The sequence below is a fragment of the Bacillus sp. FSL R9-9530 genome, assembly GCF_038008145.1.
Classification (GTDB): domain Bacteria; phylum Bacillota; class Bacilli; order Bacillales; family Bacillaceae_G; genus Bacillus_A; species Bacillus_A mycoides.
Map to the genome: position 1 here is coordinate 5,397,403 of NZ_JBBOYO010000001.1, position 18,374 is coordinate 5,415,776.

Sequence of the window (18,374 nt, forward strand, 5' to 3'; positions counted from 1 at the left end):
ATGAAGTTATTGCGAAATATTTTCATTCCATTATGTATAGAATAAAACGTGCTACAGTCCTATGATATATAAAAAATAATAAAATAGCAAAGAAATGGAGGGCGAGGACAACGTACGTATTATAAAGAAAAAAATGGGATTTAAAATACATATTTTAGGAGGAATTCAGGCTATTTTGAAAAGAAATGGGGAGAATACATGCTAAATATGACAAAATAGTTTATTATAGAAGATAACATCATGTTATGATAAGGATAAATTAGAATAAAGTTTTTTAATGTTTGACACAAAAAGTTCATGTTTTCTTCACAAAATGTTCGGGAAATGTGATTTAATATATTGGAGTATGGGCGTAGATTAGTAGTAGAATGGGTTAACAATATTTCTACTGTAATAATATTGCTATATAGAAGCGAAATATTTCACATGAAATATATGCTTAGAAAGATGATAGGTTTAAGAGGGGGTTAAAGTGATGAACCATGCAACAAGTGAGCTGCATGATGAGTCAGCTGTTTCAATTGTACCGGAAACAACTCGGTTACAAGATTTATCAGCGCTCGTTAAAATGGGGATTGTAAACTCAAATACACTTACTGTATTTACAGGATTTTGGTTGGCTTTACATTTTAATGGATTGAGTGTTATGGACAATCTAGATAAGTTATTTTTCACAATCGTTGGTTCGGCATTAATTATGGCAGGGGTATGTTGTTTAAATAACTACATTGACCGAGATATCGATCCATTAATGGAAAGAACAAAAAATCGTCCAACGGTAACAGGTAAATATAAACCTGGCTTTGCACTTGCATTTGGACTTGTAATTTTACTTCTTGGCTTTGCATTTTTATTACTTACTACACCGATGGCAGTGTTAATCTCATTTATTGGTGCCTTCACATATGTTGTTTTATATACGTTATGGACGAAGAGAAAATATACGTTAAATACTGTTGTAGGTAGTATATCAGGAGCAGTTCCACCTTTAATTGGATGGGCGGCAATTGATCCGTCTTTAAATCATCCAATTGCTTGGATGTTATTTTTAATTATGTTTATTTGGCAAATCCCACATTTCCTCGCATTAGCGATGAAGCGTGTTGATGAATATCGAAATGCAGGAATCCCAATGCTTCCTGTTGTACAGGGATTTGATATTACGAAACGTCAGATTATGATTTGGACAGTATGTTTATTACCACTACCATTTTATATGAGTGGACTTGGAATAACATTCATGGTAATTGCAACATTGCTTAACATCGGATGGATCGCATTAGGGCTTTATGGCTTCCGTCAGCAAGATGACATCAAGTGGTCCGTAAAAATGTTTGTTTATTCCCTGAATTACTTAACAATCTTATTTGTGTCAATGATTGTAGTTACATTCTTCTAAGACAACGACATGATTGGATTTCTTTACGTTGAGATTTACTTTACTTAACTATAAAGTACAATCTAATTCACAAAGAAAGTGGGGGTTGTTTGTATGAAGAAACAGTGGCGACTGCTTTCGTTCGTTTCACTGCTGGCTTTACTGTTAGGGGGATGCGGTAAAGCTTTTCAGTCTACTTTAATTCCGCAAGGGGAAGTAGCAAAAATGCAATATGATTTGCTCTTGCTAGCGAGTGCAATCATGGTAGGAGTAGTACTTGTAGTTACTATTATTTTCTTATATGTAATTGTGCGTTTCCGACAAAAAAAGGGTGAGGAAGATTATATTCCAGAGCAAGTTGAAGGAAATCACAAACTAGAAATTATATGGACAGTCATTCCGATTATTCTTTTGTTAATCTTGGCTGTTCCGACTGTTACATATACATTCAAGCTTGCTGATGTAAGTGCGATGGAGAAAAAGAATATTGATAAAGATACTATCGTTGTTGATGTAACAGCGAATCTTTATTGGTGGGAATTTTCTTATAAATCAGAAAAAATAGTAACTTCTCAAGATTTAGTTATCCCCACAGGTAAGAAAGTGTATTTGAATTTGAAGGGTGCCGATATTAAACATTCGTTTTGGGTTCCATCTTTAGCTGGGAAAATGGATACAAATACAGATAATGTAAACAAAATGTGGTTAAAGGCAGATAAATCGGGCACTTATAATGGTTTTTGTACAGAGTTTTGTGGCCCATCACATTCTTTAATGCAGTTCAAAGTGAAAGCTCTGGATGAAAGCGAGTACAAAAAGTGGCTTGCTGACATGAAGAAGATTGATGGAAAAAAAGAAGTAGCTTCTACAAAGGCGCAAGAGGGTCAAGAAATATTTAATAAAAGCTGTATTGGTTGTCATGCAGTTGGATCAAATGATAGTAGACCACCTTCTGCTCGTATCGCACCGAACTTAGCAAACTTCGCAGATCGCGATATGGTTGCTGGTATTGCCGAAAATAATGAAGAGAACTTAAAAAAATGGCTCAAAGATCCTGAAAATATGAAACCAGGTAATAAAATGACTGGTAAATATGGCAACTTAACGGATGATCAAATTAATGCATTAAATGCATATTTACAAACGTTAAAGATTGAAAAATAAAGAGGGATCATTTGCGAAGGGGAGGTTGAAAACGTGAGTTCTGTAGCAAAAAAACAGGGGATGGGTGCTGTCATATGGGATTATTTAACGACAGTAGACCATAAAAAGATTGCCATTCTCTATTTAATTGCAGGTGGATTGTTTTTTGTAATAGGTGGAATAGAAGCACTATTTATTCGCCTGCAGTTAGCGATTCCTAACAATGCTTTTCTTGTTGGGGATGCTTATAATCAAGTATTAACGATGCACGGTACAACAATGATTTTCCTCGCAGCTATGCCACTCGTGTTTGCATTTATGAACGCCGCTGTACCACTTCAAATTGGAGCACGTGATGTGGCGTTCCCGTTTTTGAATTCGCTCGGATTTTGGTTATTTTTCTTTGGTGGATTATTTTTAAATTTAAGTTGGTTTTTAGGAGGAGCGCCTGATGCAGGGTGGACATCGTATGCATCTTTAGCTTTAGCCTCTAAAGGACATGGTGTTGATTTTTATGTACTCGGCTTGCAAATATCAGGTATTGGTACATTAATTGGAGGTATTAACTTCCTTGTTACAATTATTAATATGCGCGCGCCAGGGATGACGTACATGCGCATGCCGATGTTTACATGGACAACATTTGTAACATCTTCACTTATTTTATTTGCATTTCCACCATTAACTGTAGGATTAGGACTTTTAATGTTAGATCGTTTATTTGGCACAAGTTTCTTTAATCCGGCACTAGGCGGGAACACGATTATATGGGAGCATTTATTCTGGATCTTCGGTCATCCGGAAGTATACATTCTTATACTCCCAGCTTTCGGAATATTCTCAGAAATCTTCGCCACATTTTCGAAAAAACGATTATTCGGTTATTCCTCTATGGTGTTCGCGACAGTATTAATAGGGTTTTTAGGATTTATGGTATGGGCGCATCATATGTTTACTGTTGGTCTTGGGCCTGTTGCAAATGCTATCTTCTCGGTTGCAACAATGGCGATTGCAGTTCCAACGGGTATTAAAATATTTAACTGGCTCTTTACAATGTGGGGTGGAAGTATTAGGTTTACAACACCAATGATGTGGGCGGTAGCTTTTATTCCATCCTTCGTTATGGGTGGAGTTACAGGTGTTATGCTTGCTTCTGCACCAGCTGATTATCAGTTTCATGATAACTATTTCGTAGTAGCACACTTTCATTATGTAATTGTTGGTGGTGTTGTATTTGGTTTACTTGCAGGTGCGCATTATTATTGGCCACTTATGTTTAATAAAGTATTAAATGAAACATTAGGTAAGATAACATTTTGGTTATTCTTTATCGGTTTCCATTTAACATTCTTTATTCAGCATTTTCTAGGTCTAATCGGTATGCCACGTCGTTACTACACATATCTTGAGGGCCAAGGGTTGGAAATGGGGAATATGATTAGTTCTATCGGAGCTGTGTTTATGGCTCTTGGAACGATTGTTCTTTTATTCAATGTAATAAAAACAACGGTATCAAAAGAGAAGGCTGGCCGTGATCCATGGGATGGACGTACATTAGAATGGACAATGCCAGCACCTACACCGGAATACAATTTTAAACAATTGCCATTTGTTCGCGGGTTAGATCCGTTTTGGATTGAAAAACGTGAAGGTAATAAAGAGATGACAGCAGCGGAACCGGCCGGTGATATTCATATGCCAAATGCTTCATTTTCACCATTTATCATTTCTCTAGGCTTATTCATAGCAGCATTCGGTGCGATGTATATGCAGGGTGGCAAAGATAAATTTTGGTTATTAGTAGCGATTATCGGTTTAATCATTACGTTTGGTACAATGTTCCTTCGTTCAGTAATTGATGATCATGGATATCATATTCATAAGGAAGATTTAGATGATAAGGGGGGCAAGGCGTAATGCATGTAGATGAGAAATTAACGAATGAAACATTTCCAGCAGAGCCTGAAAAAGCAACCCTTGAGGGGAAAAATAAGTTTGTTGGTTTTTGGTTATTTCTTGGAGGCGAAACAGTGTTGTTCGCTTCCTTATTTGGCACATATTTAGCGTTAAAGAACTCTACAAATGGTGGACCAACATCTCAAGAGATGTTTCAAATGCCACTCGTTTTCATTATGACGATGCTTTTGTTAACAAGTAGTTTAACGAGTGTATACGCAATGTATCATATGAAAAATTTTAATTTTAAGAAAATGCAACTTTGGTTACTTGTAACAGTGTTGCTTGGCTTAGGGTTTTTGGGGTTTGAAATATATGAGTTTTATCATTATACGCATGAATTTAAGCATACTATGAGAAGTAGTGCATTTGGTTCTGCATTTTATGCTCTTGTTGGTACACACGGGCTCCACGTGTTGTTTGGATTATGTTGGATTTTAACATTAATCTTTAGAAACGCGAAGAGAGGCTTAAATTTATACAACGCACCAAAGTTTTATGTTGCATCAATTTATTGGCACTTTATTGACGTAGTTTGGGTGTTTATTTTCACTGTAGTATATTTGATGGGAATGGTGGGATAAACAATGGCGGTTAAGCAAACGAATAATCCTAAGGTGGATCTTGTTTATCGGAAGAGAAAAAGTGCAGAGGAAATGAAGCACCAAGTTGTTACATTTTCACTAATGATTTTTTTAACATTAGTTGCATTTGCAGCGGTGGCATATCCGAAAACATTTAGCCCGATTTTTTCGGTTCCATTTATATTATTGTTAGCAGTCATTCAAGTTATATTTCAGTTATATTATTTCATGCATATGAGTCATAAAGGGCATGAAGCGGCGAGTTTCTTCTTGTACTCTGGATTGTTAATTGGTTTATTAACAATATTAGCCTTTATGACAATTGTGTGGATTTAAACAGTGATAGTAGGGGGCTCTGATATATCAAAGCCCTCTTTTTATATGAAATATAAGAATTTTGAAAAGGTAGGTGTGGAAATGGAAAACTTATGGGTATTTGGTTTTCAAGCTTTATGGAGTCCAATTTTTTTATTATTTATGATCTCGATTCTTATTAGTTATTTTTTAATTATTGGACCGTATAGAACGCGATTTGAAAATGCGACGAAGGTAAGTAAGAAGCAAATTTTTTATTTTACGACCGGGATTGTTCTTTTGTATGTTGTAAAGGGAGGACCTATTGATTTAATTGGTCATATCATATTTAGTGCACATATGTTTGAGATGGCAGTAATGTATATTGCGGTGCCTCCGTTATTACTGCTTGGTATACCTGTTTGGTTATATCGATATATTACTTCTTTTAAGTTCGTTCAAATTGTGATAAAGTTTTTTGCTAAGCCGCTTATTGCGTTGTTTGTATTTAATGGCCTGTTTTCTTTTTATCATTTGCCAATTGTTTTTGATGCAGTAAAACAAAGTCAAATAGCGCATCCTATTTGCCTTGCTATATTGTTTTTTGCAGCAATGATGATGTGGTGGCCGATGTTAAATCCACTGCCAGAATATCAAACTTTAAGTGATATTAAGAAGCTTGGTTACATGTTTGCTAATGGTATTTTATTAACGCCAGCTTGTGCGTTAATAATTTTTGCGACTGCACCATTATTTGCAACATATACAGATTCGGCAGCTTGGATGAAGGCAATGGAACTCTGTGTACCGGCGGGTACTTTATCAGATTTAAATATAACTGGACCAGAATTTTTACATTGGATGCCGGTAGTACAAGACCAGCAAACAGGTGGTATTATTATGAAAATTGTCCAGGAAATAGTGTACGGTACGATTATCGGTTATGTGTTCTTTAAATGGGCACGTAGAGAGCGTGAAAAGGATAAAGAGCAGCTGCAAGAGTTACCTCCTTATTTGCAGACGAAATAAAAACTAGCGCATCGTGTTAATGCGCTAGTTTTTTTTGTTATTCAATAATTTGAAATTCTTTTAACTCTTTTTCAATATTTTGTAGGAGTTGTTCGCTTTTTTGAAGTACATTCGTTGGAAAAATCTCATCATCGCCATATTCAACGCCATGAGGATAATAATGTTTTCCTAATAAGGGTGGCAATAGTTTTACTTGAGCGTGTCTGCCGCCGATGTCACCTTCAACAGCAAATCCTTGTACACGTAAATAATAAATATCCTTTAATATTTCAAATTTATAATCATATGTAACGCGTTCGTAGTCCCATTGTCCGGCAAGTACAAAATGATTGTTTTCCATAATCTCAGTTAAAAGAGTTAGATCAACGACTGCATCAGTAAAGTTTGTATTTGTAAATTGCATAGAATACCTCCTTATTTTAATGTTAGTTCATTATTTTTATAATAGTACGAATAATAAGAAAGTGCAATTCGTATTGCGAGAAAAGGGATAATCCAGACTTTTTTCATGAAAATATGATATAGTGAAAAGAGTACGGTACACACAAAAAAAGGAAATAAAAGGATTTGTGTATATCTCGATTTTATGCTTTGTTCAGGAGGTATATCGTTTGAAGAAATTATTGCGTATCGTAATGATTACATTTTTAATTTTAGCTGTTGATTTATACGGGAAGTTACTCGTGTCACAATATATATTAACCCCATCTCACTCTAAGCAAGAAAATAAAATTGTGAAAAAGAAGAAGCAAGTAAATGAAGAATCCACAGACACTGTTTTAAATATGCTTGGCGGGGACTCTGAGAATTTATTAGCGAAGTGGGGCGAACCATCTCGAATAGAGCCGTCTGCTTATGGATATGAATGGTGGGTGTATAATCAAGATTTAGCTCAGTATGTTCAATTTGGAGTTGCTGAACGTAAAGTTGTAACGGCGTATGTTGCTGGTGAGCAAGTTAAGGTGGCTCCCTATTATATAAATGAAAAGTATGAAGAGGTATATAAAAAGAATCCACTTTCACATGAGATTTCATTAAAAAGAGGAAAGAATAGTTATCAATTTGAGTTATCTGATACGGAAGTAATGGAACAACCGCTAGTACCTGTAGAAGATGGATGGGCACAATTATACTTTGATCACTTTACACATGAGCTTGTTGGTCTTCGTTATATGGATGATGAAACGTTATTACGACAAAGACCATATCAACTTGTTTATTCAGGTGAATTAATAGCGGAACAGTCGCTGACGCCAGAAAAAATGAAGCAAGTAGAAAATGGAAATATGCAACAAATTCTCGATTTAACAAATATTATTCGGAGTCGTCATCAATTACCGTTGTTAACATTGGATCAACAAACTGCAGATGTTGCATTTGGCCATAGTAAAGATATGAAGGATAATAATTATTTTTCGCACGATTCACCTACTTTTGGTACGTTAGGAGATCGCTTGCAACGTGGGCAAGTGGCTTTTCAACTTGCTGGTGAGAATATAGCGGCGCAACATAGTGATGGAATTGCGGCGGTACAGGGTTGGTTAAATAGTGAGGGGCATAGAAAGAATTTATTAAACGAACAATTTACTGGATTAGGTGTTGGGGTATATGATAAATTTTATACTCAAAACTTTATCCGAAAATAAAATGAAACTTTAATCAGTCGGGGCATCCTTCATTGATTATTAGTCTTCACCAATCGGGCTTTAATTGTCCACAAATAGGAAGATAAAAAGGTGCATGAATCGTCTAAAAATAGGCGAACCATGTGCCTTTTTTTTCTTACAATATAGTAGATATACATGAAGAGGTGAGGATTATGCCAACAACAAAAGGGCCGTTACATCCATCGGTTCAACAGTTTAAAGAGTTTGTAAACCATCACCCTAAAATGGTTCATGAGGTTAGAGGTGGTCAAAAAACTTGGCAGCAATTTTATGAAGAATGGTACTTACTTGGTGAAGAAGATCAAATATGGACAGCATATAGACCTGATGGAGCACCTGCTTTTTCTTCGGTAAAAGAAAATAAAGAAGAAAAAGAAAATCGAACAGAAGAGGAAAAAACTGCTGATGTGATGGGGCAAATGCTTTCTTTCTTTAAAAAGCTAGACGTAGAACAAATGCAACATCATTTAGCAAATGTAACGAGTGCGATTGGTAGCGTGCAACAAGTTATTCAACAATTTCAAGGAAACCGTGCGCAGCAAGAACAAAGTACTTCTGAAAATAATCCTTTTTTCTTTCAAAAGGATTAGGGGGAAAGAGAATGAGAGCAGAGCTTATGGAGTTTATAAAAGCTGATGAGGATTTAGCTCGCTATATTCGGGAACAGCCATACTGGTACCGGAAATTGACGCGTAACCCAGAAGAAAAAGAAGCTTTTGAGTTAGCTGCCATGCAGCATTTCAAAAAAACGATACCAGATAAAGTGGAAAAATTTCAAAATCAATTGGCCGTTGCTTCAATTATGATTGATATGTTCCAGTATATGAAGCAGCAAAATACGACGTAATTGGAAGGGAAAACTATGTCCGTTATGCAAAACTTTTGTTACAATAGAATCGGATTATTTAAAAAAGGAGTTGCAGCATGACGGAAATTTGTTTAGTACGACATGGACAAACTGATTGGAACTTTCAAGAGATTATTCAAGGGCGCGAAGATATTCCACTCAATGAAGTTGGGAAGAAGCAAGCGAGTCAAAGTGCAGCTGCCTTGCAAGCGGAATCGTGGGATATAATTATAAGTAGCCCGTTAATTAGAGCGCAAGAAACAGCTAAGGAAATTGCTGGGGCTATTGGATTACCATCTATTTTATTAGATGAGCGATTTATGGAACGTAATTTTGGGGAAGCTTCTGGGAAACCAGTTGCGGCCGTTAGAGAGTTAATTACAGAAGGTAATGTAGAAGGAATGGAACAGGATGAAGAAATCGTAGAGCGCTGTTTTACGGCTTTACAACAGGTTGCAGCAGCACATGGAGATAAACGTATTATCATTGTTGCGCATTCACATGCAATAAAAGCTATTTTACACGCAATTGCACCAAATGAAATTACATTTAAAACGCCGTTAAAAAACGCATGTATTAGCTACGTGAAAGAGAATAGCGGGAAATGGGATGTTCTTAAATATAATATTGCGGAGCATATTAGTGTATAAGAGTGCAAGGAGATTGTATGAAAAGTAATTAGAATCATATCTTTCTTTTAGGTGAGACACTTCAATTAGTAGTTCTGTTCCAAATGTGTTATGATGAATACTCGGAGGTGTCTCTCATGATTGTAGCGACGCTGGAAAGCGTATTGATTTTAGATAAGGCAGAGCAGCTTGCAAAAGCGATCATCTGTTCAGATATAGCAGAAGATTACCGTAAGTATTATAAGGATTTACAAGAAGATATAGAAGTCCAGACGCTAATTCAGCAATTTACAGCGATGAAAGAGCGATACGAAGAAGTGCAACGTTTTGGTAAATATCATCCTGATTATACTTTCGTTTCGACGAAAATGAGGGAATTAAAGCGTTCTGTAGATATGCATGATAAGGTTGCAACTTTTAAAAGAGCAGAAACAGCTTTACAGAAGTTATTAGATGAAGTTAGTGTAGCAATTGGTTCTGAGGTATCTTCTTCCGTTAAAGTTCCAACAGGAAATCCGTTTTTTGATGCGGGTGGCTGTGGCGGTGGTTGTGGTACCGGAGGCGGTTGTGGTTGTAAAAAAACGGGGTAATTTACCCCGTTTTTTAGAATATAGAAGAAAACGTATACAGAGTTTGTTCTTTAATGTCATAAATTTATGATTGGTTTTCATAAAATATAAGAATATAAGTTTTTAAAAGGAGAAGATGGAGAAGATTATGTTCGGGCAACGACAAAGTATGATTGTTTATTTACATTCATTGAAACATGCCAAGATTTTAAGGAAATATGGTAACATTCATTACATATCAAAACGTTTGAAATATGCCGTTGTATATTGTGATATGGAACAAATTGAGCATATGATGCAAAAATTGAATAAACTTCCTTTTGTAAAAAAAGTAGAACAGTCGTATCGCCCATTTTTAAAAACGGAATTCGAAAATTCGCGTCCTGATCGGGCAAAAGAATACGATTATAGCTAAGTAAAAAAATCCCCTGCTAAATTTAGCAGGGGATTTTTCACTTGAAATAACGTGTTATTTCATTGGAGGAATGAAATTGTTCATTCGTAAAATACCAATTAGATGATTAAAAAATAGTTCTTTTTCAGGGAAAGTTGTTGATGGTTTTACAGTAAAGGGAGTAACCTTTTTCCCTATTTGTTCCGCCATTTCTTCAAATAAAACGACACGTTTACTTTTTTTATTTTCAAGTACAGGAATGCCTTCACGACATATGTATAATGGTTGGAAATCACCAGTAGTTGTCGGTTTTAGTATTACAACAAGTGAACACACTTTTTTTTCGTTTTTTACAGTTTCGAATTGTAACATATGTGTTACACGTTCTTGGTTTGTTTTGGCAATTTCAAGTAATTCATATAAGTCAGAGTAGCCTTCTCCGAGTTCTATAAAGCGTTGAATCATATTTTTTCCTCCTCTTTCTTTTACTGTACCACCTCACTTTTTAAATGAAAAGTAGACAAATAAAAAAACCCTGCAAAGCAGGGCCCTTCTAATACTAGTATGTACTACTAGTAAGAAGGCAAAGGGAGAGGAGAAACCGGAGGAAGAACTTATGGGGAAACGTAAGTCTTCTCCGCGGTTGGCAACAACATCGAAAATGATGTTGTTATATTTATTTATGTCCAATCTAAAATGAAGATATACATAATGAAATTAAAATTTATGTTAGGCTTTTTATTTTTCTTTTTTTTATTTTATGATAGGATAAAAAAGGTAAAGTGGAACTGATGTACATAGAGGGTTGTTGCTTGCAAATAGTGAAATGGATATGAAAGAAATAGCGAGCGATTATTTTAACTGAGGTTTTCAATTAGTTAAATAACAGATTAATGAAAAAATGTATGAAATAGTATGAATCGGTAGCGGTTACCGAATTGAAATGAATTTGCTGTAATCGCTCTATAGATTGAAATAAAGGTAGTGACAACAGATGAGAGTAGTTTCAGGAAAATGTAAAGGGCACCCACTTAAAGCGGTACCTGGTAATACAACGCGTCCAACGACAGATAAAGTGAAAGAATCTATTTTTAATATGATAGGTCCTTATTATGATGGTGGTATCGCTCTTGATTTATTTGGTGGTAGCGGTGGTCTTGGAATTGAGGCCATAAGTAGAGGGATTGATAAAGCGATTTTTGTTGACCGAGATAGTAAAGCGATAAAAGTCATTCATCAAAATTTAGAAAGCTGTAGACTACAAGAACAAGCTGAAGTGTACCGAAATGATGCAGAGCGTGCGGTAAAGGCGCTTATAAAGCGTGAAATCTCATTCGATCTTATACTAATAGACCCTCCATATAAAGCTCAAAAAATTGTGTCTTTAGTTAGTGTAATGGATCAACATGGATTGTTAAATAAAGATGGCATCATTATGGCAGAGCATGGGGATGACGTGGTTTTACCTGATTCTATAGGAGAACTTGTAAAAGTACGGGCAGAAAACTACGGGATTACAGCAATTTCGATTTATAAGTATGAAGGTGAGGGGACAGAATGACAAGTATAGCTATTTCTTCAGGGAGTTTTGATCCAATTACCCTTGGACATTTGGATATTATTAAAAGGGGAGCAAAAGTATTTGATGAAGTATATGTAGTTGTTTTAAACAATTCATCAAAAAAACCATTCTTTTCGGTAGAAGAACGCCTAGAGTTAATTCGAGAGGCGACAAAGGATATTCCGAATGTAAAAGTTGATTCACATAGTGGATTATTGGTGGAATATGCAAAAATGCGTAATGCAAATGCAATATTACGTGGTTTACGAGCAGTTTCTGATTTTGAATATGAGATGCAAATTACTTCAATGAATCGAAAACTAGACGAAAGTATCGAAACCTTCTTCATTATGACAAATAATCAATATTCATTTTTAAGTTCAAGTATTGTGAAAGAAGTTGCGAGATATGGTGGGAGTGTAGTAGACCTTGTTCCTCCGATTGTAGAGCGTGCTTTAAAAGAAAAGTTTAAAACCCCGTTAAAGTGAACGGGGTTTTTCTTTATGAATGCGTAAAAACAATAAGATGACATACAAATATAAACAAAATAAGGTGAAGATTGGTCCGTAGTGTATAAATGATGTCCAAATATCAGTTAGTGTATAAGAATGATTCAATAAAAATACGGGAAGATCTTCTTGCGTAGGCGAGAAAGAATGAACTTTTTCATAAAATGGTCCCCAAAATATAAAAGTGAAAATAGGAGCGAGAATACTTTGGATAATTCGAGCTAAAAAATATGGTTTAAAGCGGATATCTGTCTCCGCTAATATGCTTGCTACTTGTGCCTGAATAGAAAGACCGCTAAATGCTAAAATGAAGCTTGTTACCATCGCTTGTTGAAGAAGTGTTGATTCATTAATTTGACTAATCATTTGGCTTCCAAGCGTCATTTCAAAAATACCGGATAATATCGGAATACTAAATTGGGATGTAAGTTGGAAGAATGATAAAATATGTTGCATAATAAAAGAAAGCGCTTCTGTAATTTTGAAAACAGTAATCATTTTATTTAAAACAGAGAATAAAATAATAAACCCACCAATCATGAGCAATGTTTGAATAGAAGAAACGATAGCGTCACCGAGTAGTTTTCCGATTGGTCTTTTTTCTTGCATACGTGTTTGGTGGAGGATGGAAAAAGGGTTTTGAAAGGCACGCTTTTGATTTGTATGTTTGTCTTTTATGTAAGTATCGTTATTACCATAAAAGCGCATAAGTAATCCGACGATAAAGTTACTTATATAATGTGCTGCTGCTAATACGAGTCCTAATTTCGGATTATTGAAAAAACCAATAGAAACCGCTCCGAAAATAAAAAGTGGATTAGAAGAATTTGTGAAAGATACGAGTCGTTCCGCTTCAATTTGTGTTAGTTGATTGCTCTTGCGTAGTCTAGCGCTTAATTTGGCGCCAGCGGGGAATCCTGAAGCCATTCCCATTGCCCAAACAAATCCGCCTACCCCTGGAACACGAAACAGTGGACGCATTAGTGGTTCTAATATAACACCGATAAATTTTACAATACCAATACTGATTAGAAGTTCCGCAATGATGAAAAACGGTAGTAGTGAAGGGAATACAACTTCCCACCATATATTTAACCCGCGAATTGAAGCTTGCAAAGCATCTTGGGGGTGAAGTACAAGAGAAAAGGTTAAAAACAACATTGATATGGTAAGAAAAGCAGTTTTCCATTTTTCGTACATGTAAGAAAATCCCCCTTTGTCCCAAAAACGTTCATTTCAGTATACGTGGATATGTGGTGAATTTAGACCATAAGTATGAAAAAGGAATGAAAAAAATTAAAGGGTGAGAAAAATGAAGGAACCAAAAATCGGTTTAGCGCTTGGATCCGGAGGTGCAAAAGGTTTTGCTCACATAGGGGTAATAAAAGTGTTAAGGGAAGCTGGCATCCCTATTCACATGATAGCAGGTAGTAGTATAGGAGCGTTAATTGGTACATTTTATGCAGCGAGTTGTGACGTTGAAAGACTGTATAGATTGGCCGCTGTTTTTAAAAGGAAATATTATTTGGATTTTACAGTTCCTAAAATGGGATTTATTGCTGGAAAACGTATTAAAGATATGATTAAAATGTTTACATATAATAAAAATTTAGAAGAGTTAGATATCCCGACAGCTGTTGTGGCTACTGACATTTTGAAGGGGGAGAAAGTTGTTTTTACAAGTGGTCCGATTGCGGAGGCGGTTCGAGCTAGTATATCTGTACCAGGGGTGTTTGTTCCAGAAAAAATAGATGGCCGCTTATTAGTGGATGGAGGGGTAATTGACCGTATTCCCGTATCGGTTGTAAAAGATTTAGGTGCTGATATTGTTATTGCTGTTGATGTATCTCCAATTAAGGTGAATGGAGAGGTTACATCGATTTATGATGTAATTATGCAAAGTATTGAAATTATGCAACATGAACTTGTGATGAATCGGCAAATAGCATCAGATTTAATGATGCGGCCAGCAGTGGAACAATTTAGTTCGCGTGCTTTTACACATATTGAAGACATTATTAGGGTCGGAGAAGTGGAAGCGGAACAACATATTTCAAACATTTATTTACTAATTGAGCAGTGGAAGGAGAAACATAATGTTTAAGCGTTTTCGGTTTATATATGCAATTTTAATAGGGGTTATATTGGCGATGCTACTTGTTTATGTGCGCTTGCCGTATTATGTGACAAAACCAGGTATGGCCGCGAAATTAGCGCCGTATGTGCAAGTTGACGGTGGAACTAAAGAGTCTGGTGATTTCATGCTTGTCACTGTCTCAATGGGACCTGCTAATGTGGTGAACTTAATAGCCGCGCAATTTAATAAATATACACACGTTTCGAAGGCGGAAGAAATATTGCAAAAAGGCGAGAGTGATGAAGAATATCAATTTCGCCAAAATTATGCAATGAAAGATTCGCAAAATGCAGCAATCTATAATGCTTATAAACGTGCAAATCGCTCTGTTTCTTTTGAAAATAAAGGTGTACTAGTTGCTGGTGTAGCAAAGGGTATGCCGTCAGAGGGAAAGCTTAAGCTTGGAGATGTTATTATAGCTGTCGATGGAAAAATATTCGACAAGACGGAACAATTTATTGAGTATATGACAGGGAAAAAAGAAGGGGACACAGTAAATATTGAATACAAGCGGGGCGGAAAACAGTTTAAAGAAAATTTAAATGTAAAGACGATCCCTAATGGGAATGGACGCGTCGGTATAGGGGTCTCTATCGTTACGGAAAGAGAGTTAGTAGTAGACCCGAAAGTGAAAATCGATTCCCATGAAATCGGCGGTCCATCAGCGGGGTTAATGTTTACACTAGAAATTTATAATCAGCTCGTTGAAGAAGATTTAACAAACGGACATGAAATAGCTGGAACAGGTACAATCAATGATAAAGGAGAAATTGGTCCAATTGGTGGTATTCAGCAAAAAGTAGTAGCTGCTAGTGATGCGGGAGCTGAAGTGTTTTTTGCGCCAAATGAAAAAGGTGTAGAGAAATCGAATTATAAAGATGCTCTTGAAGCTGCGAAAGATATTAAAACGAAGATGAAAATTGTACCGGTGGACACACTGGATGATGCATTAACTTATTTGGAAAAAATGGGTAAAACAAAGTAAACCTCTCTGAAGAAGAGAGGTTTTTCTTATAGGAATTTTTTCGTTATTTCATCATAACGAATTGGATGATGCGTTGCGTCTTGTTTTAGCAGTTGTGTCCGCAAAGGTTCTTGCATTATGGAGAAATATACAGCATTTGATTTTCGTTCTATGTCTAAAGTTGGATGTTCGAATGTTTTTGTATGAGTAAGGATTGGGAGTTCTATTTTTTTCTTATTTCTAGAAAGATAAGTTTGTCCTTTTTGTGACATTCCGAGAAGACGGATATACGGCGCATGTTGCTCTATATTTGCTTTGTGTATTTCTTCCTTCGTTGTATTTGTTAAAATATGTGTACAAGCTCTTTGCAATCTAGTCCATGTATAACGTTTTGTTTTTAATGCTTCCATGAATGAATAGAAAGATGAACTGTTTTGTATTTTTGATAAAATACGATGCTCTAAACCTTCTTCCATTTCATATATATGTTGTAAGTCCTCTGAAGACATCGTCATAAGTTTGTATTTAAAAAATGAAAAGTATTTTTCCCAGTTATGTAACGTCCCGTAGTTTTGCTTGTAGTTTTCTAAAAGAGAAGCAGTCATTTTCGGGATAAAAGGCTCAATAGTTGTAGAGGAACTGTTTTCATTAAATAGCTGTTTGCGAATACTTGTTGCACTTGCAATATGTTGATCGTGAAATGTTTCATCATGATAATGAGAGGCGAATCTTTTTATAGTTTGTGCTTGCATCGAACTGTTTTGTAAGAGAATTGCTTTAATGTACTGTAAGCCTAAAATGTTATTTGGTTGTGACATATCTACGTTTTTTTCGGGTGGTAAGATGTGTAGAAAGGCTTCAGATGTAGCTTTCGCATAACTATTACCTGCATTCATAAATTGCTTCACAAGACGATTAAAAGTCTCTTCTTCATTTTTTTGTATAGCGATGGTATTGTAGAAATTTTCAGCTTGTCCATCTTCACTACCGAAACAAATTTCAGAAACACCAAGGGCGTTTAAAATCGAAATTGCGCCATTTGCGAAAGTTTCGGCCTTTTGTGTTGCGAATGCATATGGAAGCTCTACAACGAGGTCTACGCCGTTTGTTAAGGCCATTTTGGTACGATACCATTTGGAGATGAGTGCGGGCTCACCACGCTGCAAAAAAGGACCACTCATAACGGCGATAATAATATCAGACTGTGTTAACTTTTTTGTTTGTTGCACATGATAAGCATGACCGTTATGAAAAGGGTTATATTCAACAACAATACCACTGGATTTTATGGTAATCTCTCCTTTCGATGTAGCATCTTTTTGGAAAACGTGATAGTCTATATATTATTTCCTATGATGACTTCATTATAGTGTAAAGAAAAAACTTACACTATAAATGCATTATATCACTTATAACATGGGGTTTAACCCTCTTTGGTTTCATCACTGACCACTTTTTGACCACTTCGACCACTTTTTAGTACATTTCCTAGCATTTCAGTTACCTCAATTTGACGTTCTTCATAAACATCAGTATAAATATTTAAAGTTGTAGAAACATTTGTATGACCAAGTAATTTTGAAACAACCTTTGCATTTGCACCAGAATCGATTAAAATAGTTGTAAACGTTCTTCGGATATCGTGGAATCTAATATACGGTACGTCTATTGCTTCGCACAAAGCTTTCATTTGATAACGTATCGTATATGGATGCACGATTTTTTTATTTCTCGTACAAATTAATAAATCAAAGGGATTTTCTTTTTTTTGGTTTTGATATCCTAGTAATTCTTCCATTAACTCTTCCGTCATCGGAATCACACGATTTGATGCTTCTGTTTTTGTTTCACCTAATTCATATTTACCATCCACGAGTGTTAACGTTCGTTGTACATGAGTAGTCTTGTTTTCGAAATTAATATCATCCCACTGTAAAGCTAATACTTCACCGATACGCATACCTGTATGCAAAGCTAAAACAAATGCAATATAGTAGCTTCCTTGTATTTTTGCATACTCCATAAACTTCATTGCTTCTTCAACTGTCCAACTAGCTTGCGCTTTCTTTTTAACTTTTGGCCGCTTTGCTTTTTTAGCAGGATTAGAGTTAATCATTTCTAGCTCTACGCCTTTATCAAGGATTTGTTTTAACATAACATCAACGGATGAAATGTATTTCGTAGTTAGACCCTCTTTAAGTAGCTTCTGATGAAAATTATGCACAGTCAGAGGTTTTATATCTGATAACCTCTTCTCGCCAAATTCAGGCATAACACGTGAGCGTAGAATGCGTTTGTATTGATACAGTGTTGATGGTCTACATGATGATTCTTTCTCTTGCATCCAGATTTCTACGAGTTGAGAAAAGTGAATATCACTATTCTCATAATCTCCATTTGCTAAATCATTAGTTACTCTAGCCACTTCCTCTTGAGCAGCTTTCTTTGTTTTAAAACCACCTTTAGTGATTTGTTTCCGTTTACCTGTGATAGGGTCTTTGCCGACATCCATAGTAAAAGACCACTTCTCACCACGTTTACGAAAGTATGCCATGATTTTTCACCTCGTCATAATCGTTTTCTAGATACAAGCTGTGATATGTGGTAGTGGTATAAGAAATGATAGCATGTAAGCCTAATTTCTGTAAAAGGAAATTTACAGATATAGAACAAGTGAGCTACAATATTTATATACAAAAAGAAAGGGGGATAA

At 35.7% G+C, this 18,374-nt stretch carries 21 protein-coding genes; 16 read left to right on the forward strand and 5 right to left on the reverse strand.

What is annotated here, in order from left to right:
• Positions 1-475: 475 nt before the first annotated feature.
• The 6 genes from cyoE (at position 476) to ctaG (ending at position 6,384) form a co-directional block, all read left to right on the forward strand.
• A complete protein-coding gene (gene cyoE, locus MKX66_RS27590) occupies positions 476-1,399 on the forward strand; it encodes a heme o synthase (protein WP_002033731.1) in 924 nt (307 codons plus the stop codon).
• 93 nt (positions 1,400-1,492) lie between these two features.
• Positions 1,493-2,542, forward strand: a complete 1,050-nt coding sequence (coxB, locus tag MKX66_RS27595; protein ID WP_002088304.1) for a cytochrome c oxidase subunit II — start codon at positions 1,493-1,495, stop codon at positions 2,540-2,542.
• A gap of 60 nt (positions 2,543-2,602) precedes the next feature.
• Complete coding sequence (gene ctaD / locus MKX66_RS27600; protein ID WP_176126945.1) at positions 2,603-4,438, forward strand: cytochrome c oxidase subunit I; 1,836 nt, start codon at positions 2,603-2,605, stop codon at positions 4,436-4,438.
• Positions 4,438-5,061, forward strand: coding sequence for a cytochrome c oxidase subunit III (gene ctaE / locus MKX66_RS27605; RefSeq protein ID WP_000557861.1), 624 nt, complete (start codon positions 4,438-4,440; stop codon positions 5,059-5,061). The genes ctaD and ctaE overlap by 1 nt, the downstream gene beginning before the upstream one ends.
• Positions 5,062-5,064: 3 nt before the next feature.
• Entirely contained in the window at positions 5,065-5,397 is a 333-nt protein-coding gene (gene ctaF, locus MKX66_RS27610; protein ID WP_002014776.1) for a cytochrome c oxidase subunit IVB, read from the forward strand.
• A gap of 81 nt (positions 5,398-5,478) precedes the next feature.
• The gene (ctaG, locus tag MKX66_RS27615) at positions 5,479-6,384 is read left to right on the forward strand and encodes a cytochrome c oxidase assembly factor CtaG (RefSeq protein WP_012261616.1); all 906 of its coding nucleotides are present in this window, start codon (positions 5,479-5,481) and stop codon (positions 6,382-6,384) included.
• Positions 6,385-6,421: 37 nt separating this feature from the next.
• On the opposite strand, the gene MKX66_RS27620 is transcribed toward ctaG, so the two are convergent.
• Positions 6,422-6,787 (reverse strand): YugN family protein, encoded by a 366-nt coding sequence (locus MKX66_RS27620; RefSeq protein ID WP_002014773.1) that lies wholly within the window; start codon positions 6,785-6,787, stop codon positions 6,422-6,424.
• Between the two features lie 208 nt (positions 6,788-6,995).
• On the opposite strand from MKX66_RS27620, the gene MKX66_RS27625 reads away from it, so the two are divergent.
• The 6 genes from MKX66_RS27625 (at position 6,996) to MKX66_RS27650 (ending at position 10,511) form a co-directional block, all read left to right on the forward strand.
• On the forward strand, positions 6,996-8,030 hold the full coding sequence (locus tag MKX66_RS27625; protein WP_215590123.1) for a CAP domain-containing protein: 1,035 nt from the start codon (positions 6,996-6,998) through the stop codon (positions 8,028-8,030).
• A gap of 173 nt (positions 8,031-8,203) precedes the next feature.
• The gene (locus MKX66_RS27630; RefSeq protein ID WP_002014771.1) at positions 8,204-8,641 is read left to right on the forward strand and encodes a YlbD family protein; all 438 of its coding nucleotides are present in this window, start codon (positions 8,204-8,206) and stop codon (positions 8,639-8,641) included.
• A gap of 11 nt (positions 8,642-8,652) precedes the next feature.
• Positions 8,653-8,898 (forward strand): YlbE-like family protein, encoded by a 246-nt coding sequence (locus MKX66_RS27635; RefSeq protein ID WP_002014770.1) that lies wholly within the window; start codon positions 8,653-8,655, stop codon positions 8,896-8,898.
• A gap of 77 nt (positions 8,899-8,975) precedes the next feature.
• Positions 8,976-9,548 (forward strand): histidine phosphatase family protein, encoded by a 573-nt coding sequence (locus tag MKX66_RS27640; RefSeq protein ID WP_002014767.1) that lies wholly within the window; start codon positions 8,976-8,978, stop codon positions 9,546-9,548.
• Between the two features lie 116 nt (positions 9,549-9,664).
• Positions 9,665-10,117: a YlbF family regulator gene (locus tag MKX66_RS27645; protein WP_002014765.1), complete on the forward strand. Its 453-nt coding sequence runs from the start codon at positions 9,665-9,667 to the stop codon at positions 10,115-10,117.
• Positions 10,118-10,244: 127 nt separating this feature from the next.
• Positions 10,245-10,511: a YlbG family protein gene (locus MKX66_RS27650; protein ID WP_002088292.1), complete on the forward strand. Its 267-nt coding sequence runs from the start codon at positions 10,245-10,247 to the stop codon at positions 10,509-10,511.
• Positions 10,512-10,565: 54 nt separating this feature from the next.
• Here MKX66_RS27650 and MKX66_RS27655 read toward each other — a convergent pair whose 3' ends face one another.
• Positions 10,566-10,955, reverse strand: coding sequence for a DUF7147 family protein (locus MKX66_RS27655; RefSeq protein ID WP_002014762.1), 390 nt, complete (start codon positions 10,953-10,955; stop codon positions 10,566-10,568).
• Between the two features lie 529 nt (positions 10,956-11,484).
• Here MKX66_RS27655 and rsmD point away from each other — a divergent pair.
• Both rsmD and coaD read left to right on the forward strand, forming a co-directional pair.
• Positions 11,485-12,051 carry a 16S rRNA (guanine(966)-N(2))-methyltransferase RsmD gene (gene rsmD, locus MKX66_RS27660; protein WP_001266992.1) on the forward strand — a complete coding sequence of 189 codons (567 nt, stop codon included), beginning with the start codon at positions 11,485-11,487 and terminating at the stop codon, positions 12,049-12,051.
• Positions 12,048-12,539, forward strand: a complete 492-nt coding sequence (coaD, locus tag MKX66_RS27665) for a pantetheine-phosphate adenylyltransferase (protein ID WP_002142952.1) — start codon at positions 12,048-12,050, stop codon at positions 12,537-12,539. The genes rsmD and coaD overlap by 4 nt, the downstream gene beginning before the upstream one ends.
• Here the strand turns inward: coaD and ylbJ are convergent.
• Positions 12,531-13,760 (reverse strand): sporulation integral membrane protein YlbJ, encoded by a 1,230-nt coding sequence (ylbJ, locus tag MKX66_RS27670; RefSeq protein ID WP_002033736.1) that lies wholly within the window; start codon positions 13,758-13,760, stop codon positions 12,531-12,533. The two genes, coaD and ylbJ, sit on opposite strands and share 9 nt — an antisense overlap.
• A gap of 112 nt (positions 13,761-13,872) precedes the next feature.
• Between ylbJ and MKX66_RS27675 the strand changes: the two genes are divergently transcribed.
• Together MKX66_RS27675 and MKX66_RS27680 are read left to right on the forward strand one after the other, a co-directional pair.
• Entirely contained in the window at positions 13,873-14,664 is a 792-nt protein-coding gene (locus MKX66_RS27675) for a patatin-like phospholipase family protein (RefSeq protein ID WP_002138096.1), read from the forward strand.
• Entirely contained in the window at positions 14,657-15,682 is a 1,026-nt protein-coding gene (locus MKX66_RS27680) for a SepM family pheromone-processing serine protease (protein ID WP_002088283.1), read from the forward strand. The genes MKX66_RS27675 and MKX66_RS27680 overlap by 8 nt, the downstream gene beginning before the upstream one ends.
• A gap of 26 nt (positions 15,683-15,708) precedes the next feature.
• On the opposite strand, the gene MKX66_RS27685 is transcribed toward MKX66_RS27680, so the two are convergent.
• Positions 15,709-16,950, reverse strand: coding sequence for a nucleotidyltransferase (locus MKX66_RS27685; protein WP_164081469.1), 1,242 nt, complete (start codon positions 16,948-16,950; stop codon positions 15,709-15,711).
• A gap of 134 nt (positions 16,951-17,084) precedes the next feature.
• A complete protein-coding gene (locus tag MKX66_RS27690; RefSeq protein ID WP_341087516.1) occupies positions 17,085-18,215 on the reverse strand; it encodes a site-specific integrase in 1,131 nt (376 codons plus the stop codon).
• Positions 18,216-18,374 lie beyond the last annotated feature (159 nt).

What these genes read in the sequence shown, in the direction of transcription:
- MKX66_RS27635 (WP_002014770.1), top strand. Translation starts at nt 8,653, where the DNA reads ATGAGAGCAGAGCTTATGGAGTTTATAAAAGCTGATGAGGATTTAGCT.
- MKX66_RS27640 (WP_002014767.1), top strand. Translation starts at nt 8,976, where the DNA reads ATGACGGAAATTTGTTTAGTACGACATGGACAAACTGATTGGAACTTT.
- ctaG (WP_012261616.1), top strand. Translation starts at nt 5,479, where the DNA reads ATGGAAAACTTATGGGTATTTGGTTTTCAAGCTTTATGGAGTCCAATT.
- MKX66_RS27630 (WP_002014771.1), top strand. Translation starts at nt 8,204, where the DNA reads ATGCCAACAACAAAAGGGCCGTTACATCCATCGGTTCAACAGTTTAAA.
- coaD (WP_002142952.1), top strand. Translation starts at nt 12,048, where the DNA reads ATGACAAGTATAGCTATTTCTTCAGGGAGTTTTGATCCAATTACCCTT.
- MKX66_RS27655 (WP_002014762.1), bottom strand. Translation starts at nt 10,955, where the DNA reads ATGATTCAACGCTTTATAGAACTCGGAGAAGGCTACTCTGACTTATAT.
- MKX66_RS27675 (WP_002138096.1), top strand. Translation starts at nt 13,873, where the DNA reads ATGAAGGAACCAAAAATCGGTTTAGCGCTTGGATCCGGAGGTGCAAAA.
- ylbJ (WP_002033736.1), bottom strand. Translation starts at nt 13,760, where the DNA reads ATGTACGAAAAATGGAAAACTGCTTTTCTTACCATATCAATGTTGTTT.
- cyoE (WP_002033731.1), top strand. Translation starts at nt 476, where the DNA reads ATGAACCATGCAACAAGTGAGCTGCATGATGAGTCAGCTGTTTCAATT.
- MKX66_RS27650 (WP_002088292.1), top strand. Translation starts at nt 10,245, where the DNA reads ATGTTCGGGCAACGACAAAGTATGATTGTTTATTTACATTCATTGAAA.
- MKX66_RS27620 (WP_002014773.1), bottom strand. Translation starts at nt 6,787, where the DNA reads ATGCAATTTACAAATACAAACTTTACTGATGCAGTCGTTGATCTAACT.
- ctaE (WP_000557861.1), top strand. Translation starts at nt 4,438, where the DNA reads ATGCATGTAGATGAGAAATTAACGAATGAAACATTTCCAGCAGAGCCT.
- ctaD (WP_176126945.1), top strand. Translation starts at nt 2,603, where the DNA reads ATGGGTGCTGTCATATGGGATTATTTAACGACAGTAGACCATAAAAAG.
- coxB (WP_002088304.1), top strand. Translation starts at nt 1,493, where the DNA reads ATGAAGAAACAGTGGCGACTGCTTTCGTTCGTTTCACTGCTGGCTTTA.
- ctaF (WP_002014776.1), top strand. Translation starts at nt 5,065, where the DNA reads ATGGCGGTTAAGCAAACGAATAATCCTAAGGTGGATCTTGTTTATCGG.
- MKX66_RS27690 (WP_341087516.1), bottom strand. Translation starts at nt 18,215, where the DNA reads ATGGCATACTTTCGTAAACGTGGTGAGAAGTGGTCTTTTACTATGGAT.
- rsmD (WP_001266992.1), top strand. Translation starts at nt 11,485, where the DNA reads ATGAGAGTAGTTTCAGGAAAATGTAAAGGGCACCCACTTAAAGCGGTA.
- MKX66_RS27645 (WP_002014765.1), top strand. Translation starts at nt 9,665, where the DNA reads ATGATTGTAGCGACGCTGGAAAGCGTATTGATTTTAGATAAGGCAGAG.
- MKX66_RS27680 (WP_002088283.1), top strand. Translation starts at nt 14,657, where the DNA reads ATGTTTAAGCGTTTTCGGTTTATATATGCAATTTTAATAGGGGTTATA.